The 9348-nt window shown below is 45.7% G+C and carries 11 protein-coding genes; 8 read left to right on the forward strand and 3 right to left on the reverse strand.

The genetic code is table 11. From position 1 onward, the window contains the following. Window positions 1-143: 143 nt before the first annotated feature. Window positions 144-545, reverse strand: coding sequence for a helix-turn-helix domain-containing protein (locus FJM65_RS20790; protein ID WP_219856011.1), 402 nt, complete (start codon window positions 543-545; stop codon window positions 144-146). 37 nt (window positions 546-582) lie between these two features. On the opposite strand from FJM65_RS20790, the gene FJM65_RS20795 reads away from it, so the two are divergent. Then, a complete protein-coding gene (locus FJM65_RS20795) occupies window positions 583-756 on the forward strand; it encodes a Blp family class II bacteriocin (RefSeq protein WP_140624238.1) in 174 nt (57 codons plus the stop codon). Between the two features lie 75 nt (window positions 757-831). On the opposite strand, the gene FJM65_RS20800 is transcribed toward FJM65_RS20795, so the two are convergent. Then, entirely contained in the window at window positions 832-1458 is a 627-nt protein-coding gene (locus tag FJM65_RS20800) for a rhomboid family intramembrane serine protease (RefSeq protein WP_181163826.1), read from the reverse strand. A gap of 198 nt (window positions 1459-1656) precedes the next feature. Between FJM65_RS20800 and FJM65_RS20805 the strand changes: the two genes are divergently transcribed. The 7 genes from FJM65_RS20805 to FJM65_RS21420 all read left to right on the forward strand — a co-directional run bounded on the left by FJM65_RS20805 (window position 1657) and on the right by FJM65_RS21420 (window position 8943). After that, window positions 1657-1869: a hypothetical protein gene (locus FJM65_RS20805; RefSeq protein WP_140624242.1), complete on the forward strand. Its 213-nt coding sequence runs from the start codon at window positions 1657-1659 to the stop codon at window positions 1867-1869. A 526-nt stretch (window positions 1870-2395) separates the two neighbouring features. Next, window positions 2396-3013 carry a hypothetical protein gene (locus FJM65_RS20810; protein ID WP_181163827.1) on the forward strand — a complete coding sequence of 206 codons (618 nt, stop codon included), beginning with the start codon at window positions 2396-2398 and terminating at the stop codon, window positions 3011-3013. Between the two features lies 1 nt (window position 3014). Then, complete coding sequence (locus FJM65_RS20815) at window positions 3015-3530, forward strand: peroxiredoxin family protein (protein ID WP_140624245.1); 516 nt, start codon at window positions 3015-3017, stop codon at window positions 3528-3530. A 144-nt stretch (window positions 3531-3674) separates the two neighbouring features. Beyond that, complete coding sequence (locus FJM65_RS20820) at window positions 3675-5855, forward strand: peptidase domain-containing ABC transporter (RefSeq protein ID WP_140624247.1); 2181 nt, start codon at window positions 3675-3677, stop codon at window positions 5853-5855. Window positions 5856-5959: 104 nt separating this feature from the next. Then, window positions 5960-7618 (forward strand): ATP-dependent DNA helicase, encoded by a 1659-nt coding sequence (locus FJM65_RS20825; protein ID WP_140624249.1) that lies wholly within the window; start codon window positions 5960-5962, stop codon window positions 7616-7618. A 435-nt stretch (window positions 7619-8053) separates the two neighbouring features. Continuing rightward, window positions 8054-8527: a hypothetical protein gene (locus FJM65_RS20830; protein WP_140624250.1), complete on the forward strand. Its 474-nt coding sequence runs from the start codon at window positions 8054-8056 to the stop codon at window positions 8525-8527. Window positions 8528-8778: 251 nt separating this feature from the next. Further along, complete coding sequence (locus FJM65_RS21420) at window positions 8779-8943, forward strand: hypothetical protein (RefSeq protein WP_181163828.1); 165 nt, start codon at window positions 8779-8781, stop codon at window positions 8941-8943. Window positions 8944-9104: 161 nt separating this feature from the next. Here FJM65_RS21420 and FJM65_RS20835 read toward each other — a convergent pair. Further along, window positions 9105-9348: ATP-binding protein (locus FJM65_RS20835; protein ID WP_140624252.1), on the reverse strand; the 244-nt coding region annotated here is incomplete at its 5' end.

Consider the following 9348-nt stretch of genomic DNA (forward strand, 5'->3'; position numbering starts at 1 on the left):
GTTGACTCACCGAAGCGCACATCACTTATTAGCTTTCAGTTTGGCTGCAAAACACTTTACCCCAAATTATGAAGTTTTATAAACTTTGGACAAAGAGATTTATAACTCGCATTTTAATACATTAGTGATGAATAAAAGAAGGTTTACCTAAACCTTCCCTTTAATAAGGCATATAAACTTACCTTTAGCCGTAGCCATAGTTCCGGTAGCCCGTACAAGTTAATTCCGCTGCTTGCCACAGGCTGCGGCAGCAACTCATAAATTGAAACATTCAGAACATTGGCTATCTCGTAAACTCTTCTAACCGTTACCTCCGTATCACCTCGTTCTATTTTGGAGTAAGCGTTTTGAGAGATTTTAAGGTAATATGCCATATATTCTTGGCTATACCCTTTCTGTAACCTTTGATTTCTAATAATTTCACCAACCATTGCATTAATTAAAATTGCAATAACAAAATAATGCTTTTCATCTAAAACGACAAGCTCTAAATTAAAACCAGTGGGTTTACCATCTGTTTTTACGCTTCCAGACCTTTGTTCCAATTCCTAATAAAGGGAAGAAACTCAAAAGATTAAGCAAATGAAAAACTTAACATTAGATGAAATGGAAAAAGTTCAGGGCGGTGATGCAACTGAATGTGGAACAGCGTTAGTAGCAGGGGTTCTTGCAGGAGGAATTATTGGCAGTGGCTTAGGTGCTGTAGCAGGTGCAGTCATAGTAGGAACCAGTTCATCTTGTTTAGACTGGTGGTAAACATAGCCATAAAGCAGTGGGTGTATTTATATAAGATGCATCTGCTGCTCTTAAGGTTTCTTCACATACTTAACATTATAAACTCCTAACAATACTATCTATTACTTCAGGATAAAAAATAAAGATGAGAATAGTGCCAGCTATTGCTCCACAGAGATGCCCATAATGATCTATTTTCTCCATCGGCCTTTTCTTCGTAGCATAAACACACCCAACTAAGATAAAGATAACATAATAGATATTAGGAAGAGAGCCAATGATAGGCACTATGAGCATACTATCCAGTGGATGTAGAGATGCAAATCCGCATATTAAGGCCAGCACTCCTCCTGAAGCACCAAGACTATTAAACCAGAAATCTTCTCTGTACCTGACAACTGTACCACCACTACTGACAAAGATACTTAAAAAATAAAGCATCAGCAGTTGCATATGTCCCCACTCACTCAGCGCTACAAAGTCCTTTTCAAGCTTTACACTAAATATAAATACAGCAAATGCATTAAATAACAAATGTAGCCAATTGCTATGTACTAAGCTACTTGTGACTAATGTATGCCACCGCTTGCCCCTGTTCACGCTATATGGGTGCAGTACAAAAAGTGCCTTTAATTTCTTGTTATAAAAAGCAGCAATACTTACAGCTATGGTTATAATTAAAATTGTCGCAGTTACGGGTGCTTGTAAAATTTCCTGTTCCACTTGCAAAAAGTATTGTTCTACCTGCTAAGATAGTTAATAAAAGCCTGCTCTGGGCAACGCTTAATACAAAAAGTTAGCTTCTTCGCTAAAACCTATAGCTCTAAATCAGAGCTATAGGTTTTAGCGAAGAAAAGCCATAAGCAGCACATTTGTATCAATTCCTACTGTTAGGAAGAAATAGAAAATCCCTTATATTTTATGAAAACTTTAAAATTGAACCAGATGTTAAAAATTGAAGCTGGTAGTGATGCAAATTGTGATGGTATTTACTACTCATGTATTGGTGCTGCTGCATTGGCAGGGGCAGCCGGAGTTGCAGCTACTGGAGGCCTGGCAGTTTACTTAGCGGTTGCTGCTAGTGGTATGGCTATGGAATACTGCAGACAACAAGCCATAGGTTGTCAAGGTTAAAGCTATAATAAGTAAGGATGTTTACAAAACATCCTTACTTATTGAATTAAATTATAAATACACAATTAAATACTAACATGAAGACAAAAATTTATAAAATAATAGGTTTATTTGTATTTTTATTAGCATTTTTACTATTCTTTCTTAAAATATATTTGTATATATATTATGTTCCTTTACTAATAGCAGGTCTCTATATTGGGTATAAAAGAATCCAGCTAATGAGCTCAGATCAAAAAAAAAAGGAGTTTATTTATAAAGGTACCGGATTTATTCTTCTTATAGTTGCCTTCTTTTATTATTGGAATCAATAAAATGTGACCTATAATAGGTAAACAATTAAATAACGTTTCTCAGAAGTTAAATAATACAAATAAGTAATGGCTAATAAAGTTATTGAATAACAGCAGGGCTATACTGCTAAATTATATAAACCCAAATTGTGCAGTTTAAATAAGAAAATTCACAAGTAATTATACCTTTTATGCATTTGAATTCCATCTTTAATCAATATAGAATACAAAGCTTGCTCGTATTTTTAATAATTGTTAGTTTGTTTCTACTGTTTGTATCCAAAAAACTTTTATTAGATGATGGCTTATACTATGAAGCGTTTAGTGATCAGTTATCAATTTCTCAAATTAGCTCTTTAATCGAACGGCAAAATAATTATGAAATATTAACTTATACACTAGTTGCAGTTACAATATTAGTTAAATGCAGTGTTATTGCTTTAATATTATATACAGGAACCATATGTATGGGTGTAAATATTGAATTTAATAAACTTTTTAAGATTGCAATTATTTCAGATTTCATTTTCTTAATCCCTAATATATTAAAAATAGGTTGGTTTTGTTGCATTCAAAATAACTATACCCTTAGTGACCTCCAGTTTTTCTATCCTCTTTCGGCGTTAAACATATTTGAAACGAATAGTATTTCACAGATCTGGATATATCCTTTACAATTGCTCAACGTGTTTGAGGTAGCTTATTGGTTTCTTTTGGCCTTTGGTATTCATAGGTTAATCAAGTCGAATTTTGACAAATCTTTAAAACTTGTACTCAGCAGCTATATACCTGCTATGCTTTTGTGGGTGGTATTTATTATGTTTTTAACTGTTACATTTAATCCCGCTTAGCATGGAAAGACCTGTACGTTTGATAATTGGCTTACTCTTTATTGGGGCACTGGTATTTATGTCTACTAAAGTATATTTAAAAAACCAACAGAATATTGCCATTAAGCAGGCCAGGCAAATGCTTCCCGCTTTTGAGTTTTACACCTTAGACGGAGTAGCCTTTTCAGGTGATATGGTCGAGCAAGGAAGAAATATCTGCTTTGTGTATTTTGATCCGGATTGTGTGTACTGCGAACATGAGACAGAAGAAATAATTCGTCACATTCAGCAGTTCGGAAACGCACAGATCCTGATGGTGTCGGCCAGTACACCGGAAAAAATTGAAGCCTTTTCACAGGAATACAAGCTCGCCAGCTACCCGGCCATCCAAGTGCTCTGGGACAGAAAGCACTTGTTTTACAAATGGTTTGGAAAAGCTGTAGTCCCATCGGTATTTATTTACGACAGTCAAAAACAGCTGGTAAAAGCATACTTCGGAGCGACAAAAATGGAGGCAATCACAAAGCATTTAAACTAAGCCCCCGGCACAACTGACCTGCACCTACCTCTACTGAGTCAGCAACAACTTCATAAAATTTATAAAGCACTGATTTTTGAAAGCCTGAGAAGGCAGCCGGCAATTTCTTTGCCCTTACAAACGCTTTACTCAAACTTAATTCCTATGGCTTCCGCTATTAAACATATCTGTAAGACATTTCAGCTCCAGCATGACCAAAGCGACTGTGGTGTGGCCGGGCTCCTGAGCATCATTAATTACCACAAAGGCACCCATACACTGGAGAAACTGCGCCAGGAAAGTGGTACCAGCACTACCGGCACAACGCTGCTGGGCCTTTACCAGTGTGCCGAAAATAATGGATTTGATGTGCAGGGGGTAGAGTTGGACTTTAAGCACCTGCGCCAGCAACAGCAGCCTTGCCTTCTGCATGTAGTTATGGAAGACAGGTTGCAACATTACGTGGTTTACTATGGTGAGCAGCAAAGTTCTTCGCACAAAAGCTTTTTAATTGGTGACCCAGCAAAGGGCATTGTTAAAATGAACGAAGCAGAACTCGCTCAGATATGGAAAAGCAAAGCCGCCCTGTTACTTAAGCCTAATGCTGATTTTGTATATCAAAAAGCAGAGCAGAAGAATAAATGGCAGTGGTTTAGAGCGCTGATTGATACAGATGTAAACATTCTTATTGTTACCATTGTACTAGGGCTTATCATTGCTGTTGCTGGCTTGTTTATGGCCGTTTTCTCTCAGAAACTGATAGACGACTTCTTGCCTTCGGGCGAACTGGAACGTTTGATTTTGGGTCTGATGCTCCTATTCATTATACTATTATTCAAAAGCGCTTTTACCTACCTGCGGCAGCATTTTGTGTTGCATCAGAGCAAAGCTTTTAACGAGCGCATCACAGGCAGTTTTCTACATGCGCTCTTCTACCTGCCCAAGTCATTCTTCGACCACCGCAAAACAGGTGATATGACAGCTCGCCTGAACGACACACAACGCATCCAGAAAAATATTGCTTATGTTACCGGAACCGTGTTTGTGGATATTCTTGTGATAGGCGTCACACTAATCTTCCTCTTCAATTATTCTGCACCTATCGCACTGCTTTGTCTGGCATTTATACCTGTTATTGTCTTTACTGTTTTTAGGTTTATTACCCCTATAAAAAGACAGCAGCAACAGGTAATGGCTGCTTATGCCCGCACCGAAAGCAGTTATGTAAACCACATCCAGGGGGTGGCTGCAATCAAGGAAAATAACCGCGAAGACTTTTTTGCCAGCGTTACCCAGCGGGTTTTCGGATTGTATCTGGCATCGGGTTTTTCACTGGGCAAAACAGCCAACAAATTTATGTTTGTCTCTGATGTGCTTGGAGTTTCTATGACCATGACCATACTGTCCCTAACATCGTACCTGGTACTTCAGGAGCAGCTTCAGATTGGCGAAATGGTTGCCATCATTTCTATGGCTGGAAGCTTACTACCATCTGTACACCGCCTGGCGCAAACAAATATACAAATTCAGGAAGCTTATGTCGCTTTTGACAGGATGTACGAATTTGTATCGGTAGAACCAGAATACAAAAAAGAGTTGGAGCCGATATATGAACTTGAGCTTTTTGATTTAGATGTACAGCGTCTTTTGTTCCGCTTCCCGGGCAGGAAAGCAATTCTGAATGATATTTCTTTTGCTGTAAGCAAAGGAGAATTGGTTGCCATACTGGGGGAAAGTGGCTGTGGCAAGAGCACCATTTTGCAACTGCTGCAAAAGTTTTACCATCCCGAAAAAGGCTGTATTGTGGTTAACGGGCAGGATATAAGGCAAATACCTACTACTGTATGGCGCAACACTATTGCCTCTGTACCCCAGGAAATCAAGATCTTTAACGGTACAGTGTTGGAAAACATAACGCTGGGCGAAAAGATGAGCTCGGTCCAGGACTTTCATGGCTTTTGCCAGCAATATGGCTTTGATACCTATTTCGCTGAGCTGCCACAAGGTTACTATACTTTAGTAGGAGAAGAAGGCATCAACTTGTCCGGGGGGCAGAAGCAAATATTGGCTATCGCACGGGCGTTATTTAAACACCCTCAACTTTTATTGCTCGATGAGGCTACCTCCGCTATGGATAGAAACACTGAGCGTTTTGTTATTAACTTAATACACCAGCTTAAAGAAGAGATGGCAGTAGTGCTAGTAACCCACCGTATACATACAGCCAAAACTGCTGATAGGATTTATATTATAAAAGACGGAGTAATAGTTGACTCTGGTTGCCATTCTCAATTAATTACAAATAACAATCTTTATAGTCAATCTTTAGCTGATTATCTCGCCTGAAACTTTTGATACAAGTCATTGTTTTGCCCCTAGAGAGTAAATTTAATTCAATCATTAAGCAAATTTTTTCTGGTGAGCAGACCATTACGGATAACCTGCGGGAGATGGAGCGAAAGCAGGAGCTGAAAGTAAGGTGGCTGCCCGAGGAAAGTGGCACGATGCAGGAGTGCTTTTATGCCCACTCCCTGTATTACGACGAGCAATACATCGCCTCCCGGGCCAGGGCGCTGGCCAGCCAGCGGGTGCGTTTCCCGGCAGGGAAGCTGGAAGAGGCGCTGGAGGCCTATTGCCGCCAGCAGACGCTCACGCTCAGCCAGGAGCAGCGGCAGAGCGTGCTCCACATCGCCACCGAGCGGCTGTCGATCCTGACAGGAGGGCCGGGCTGCGGCAAAACCACCACCACCCGCGCCCTGGTGGGGCTGCTGCAGGCCATGGGCCGGCAGGTGATGCTGGCTGCCCCCACCGGCAGGGCCGCCCAGCGCATGAGCGAGGTCATCGGCCTGGAGGCCCGCACGATTCACCGCCTGCTTGAGTGGGATCCCGGGAAGGGGGGCTTCAAGCGGCAGGAACAGGACCCCCTGCGCACCGACGTGCTCCTGATCGACGAGTGCTCCATGCTGGATGTGCACCTGGCGGCCTCCCTGTTCCGGGCCGTGCCCCCCCAGGGGCAGGTGGTGTTCATCGGGGATGCCGACCAGCTGCCGGCCGTCGGAGCGGGCAATGTGCTCAAGGACATGATTGCCTCGGGGGTGGTGGCTTGCCAGCGCCTGACCAAGGTTTTCCGGCAGGCCGGGGAGTCGCTCATTATTTCCTATGCCCATCAGATCAACCAGGGCCTTGTGCCCCGGATTGTCTCTCCTTTCCACCAGCCCCGTGTCTGGCACGAGAAAAAGGACTGCCTGTTTATTGATTCTGAGGAAGCCACGGTGCAGGAGCTCCGTTTTATTTCCAAGGTAAAGCGGCTGGCCGCCCGCAGCGGACAGGCAGAGGAGCAGGAGGCGGATCCCTACAGCCAGGGCAGCGAGATAAAGATTCCAGATGCGTTCCGCCATGTGGACCTGGACGCGCTGGTAGAGGCCCGCAGCTACAGCCAGGAGCTCCGGGAGGTGCTGCGGCGCGTGCACCCCTGGTCTTCGCTGCACTACGGCCTCTCGGCCGTAGGCATGGTCGAAACGCTGTATGCCTCGGTGATTCCCAAGTATTTTGGCCCTGACACCGAGATACAGATCCTTTCCCCCATGACCAAGGGCAGCCTGGGAACCCATCACCTCAACCAGGTGATCCAGGAGAAGGTCAACCCGGCCGGCGGGGGGAAGGCACAGCTGACGGTAGGGGGACGGGTGTTTCGCCAGGGGGACCGGGTGCTGCAAAAGCGCAACAACTACGATTTGAATGTGTTCAACGGCGACATCGGCACGGTTGTCGGGGTGGACAACGAGGAAATGGAGGTCCTGGTGCAGTTCAGGACAGGCAGCCAGGTCCGGCAGGTATGCTATGACAAGTCCCAGCTGCTCGAGCTGGAGCTGGTCTATGCCATCACGATCCACAAATCGCAGGGCAGTGAGTTTGAGACAATCATCATCCCGATCGTCACGCAGCACTTCGGAATGCTGTTCCGCAACCTGATCTACACGGCCATCACCCGGGCTAAAAAGCAGGTTGTCTTCGTCGGCACAAGAAAGGCGCTGGCACTTGCTGTGGGCAGGCAAAACACGGCTGCCCGGCAGACGGGGCTGGCTTACCTGCTGCAGGGAAAAGCCTAAAGCCGACCGGGGCGCCTTAACACCTGCCCGTGGGGCGGTCTAGCTCTCCTGTTCCCAGTTGACCAGAGGTGGGAGGCGCTTTCCTCAAGCAAACGGTCTGGGGAAGGGCAAAATTCGTAAAATGTTTTAAAGGCCTGGCAAAGGCCTCTTCCCTGTTCAGCCTGGAGACAGCCTCCCGTGGCTTATAAAACGGGAATTATTTATGCCTGCAGCATAGCTATGCGCACAAGGGGTAGCGGCCCCCAATTATTTATTGCTCCCGGGCACCATGTTCTGGTAACATTTGTGGGCTATGTTGAGTATTGTGCTTATACTATATTGGCGCTTCGGGGCATGATTCGGTTGTATTCTTGGCAACAAGCGTAGCCGGTTTTATTTTCCATGTAGCTTAAGAACTTATTTAACAGACCAGAGACCGCTTTAGCTTACCTTTGCATGATCCTTTTCCAGAATGAAGTCCTGACACTTTCTTACACCTCCGTGACACGGGTGCTTTCGCTTAACTTTCCTGACCTGCAGGCCCACACCATCGCCAGGGTCAAGCACAGTCTGGACACGCTAGCCGTCATGGTGGCCGAACACCAGGTGCGGGCCGTGCTGCTGGACTGTTCCAAAACCACCGTAGCGGTTCACGAGGATGTCTTCAAGCTGGTAACTAACTACCTGCTCATCGGGCTAAAGAGCGCCAGCGTGGAGCGGGTAGCCTACCTGCCATTTCGGGACAGGGGAACCGAGGCCCTGGCCTCCAGCTGCTTCAACCACCTGGCCGGCGTGCTGTCCTCTTTCCTGCAGCTCAGGAAACTCTACAGCCACTGCGACGCGCAGGTGTGGCTCAGCGGCGTTAAACTGGACCGGGCGGCGCCTGCACCACACGCCCCAGCCAAAAGGCAGGCACCCTTTGCCCTGTAGCCTGCGCCGGGGGAAGGGTAGGTTTCTGAAGGGCAATGCCTTTTAAGCTTTTTTTATCTCCACGCTATCTGAAAGAAATGGCCTCACAGGGGCGGTCTTGGCTTGTGTTGTTGTTGCGATTTTGTCAGCCAGTGCGGGTAAATGGAAAGCTAAAAGGTACTTCAAGGCTGTGCCCGCTTTCCCAAGAGCGGTTCTTTGGAGGCTTGTTCCTGCGCCTTGTCCCGGTCAAGTTTAATATAAGCCCTGTGCAGGTGGCCTGCCTCACCCTGCGTGCCGGGGTGGGGCAGGGTGGCATTGAGCAGCAGGAACTTAGTATGATACTTGGAGGAGAAGCACAAGGCGATCTCTGGCAGCCTTACGTGCCGGACACAAAGGCAATGAGCGCTTCTGTCGGGAATTATAGTCCGGATCGATAATGCCTATTTAAGAGAGCATGCGCAAGTTTTCCCTACCATACAGCCAAGGGGGCAATGCGCTTTTTCAATCTTATGTTGCCTGCAAGGCTTTAAACAGGCTCTTCTCCTACGTCTGTTGGGAAACAAGGGAGCCATTAGCTGTCGCGGCCTTTGCCCGCAGCTCAGCACTTTAAGTATACCCTGAACTTCGTGCCCTCGCCTTCTTTGGAGCGGACCTCTACGCGGCCTGCGGCATTGTCTACGATTTTTTTGACGATGTAAAGGCCGATGCCCGTCCCTTCCACGTGGCTGTGGAAGCGCTTGAACATCGTGAAAAGCTGCTCCTGGCAACGCTCGCTCATGCCCAGGCCGTTGTCCCTGACCTCCAGCACAAACCACTCCCCCTCTTTGCTTGTCTTCACGCTG

Source organism: Pontibacter mangrovi (assembly GCF_006385705.1).
GTDB lineage: Bacteria > Bacteroidota > Bacteroidia > Cytophagales > Hymenobacteraceae > Pontibacter > Pontibacter mangrovi.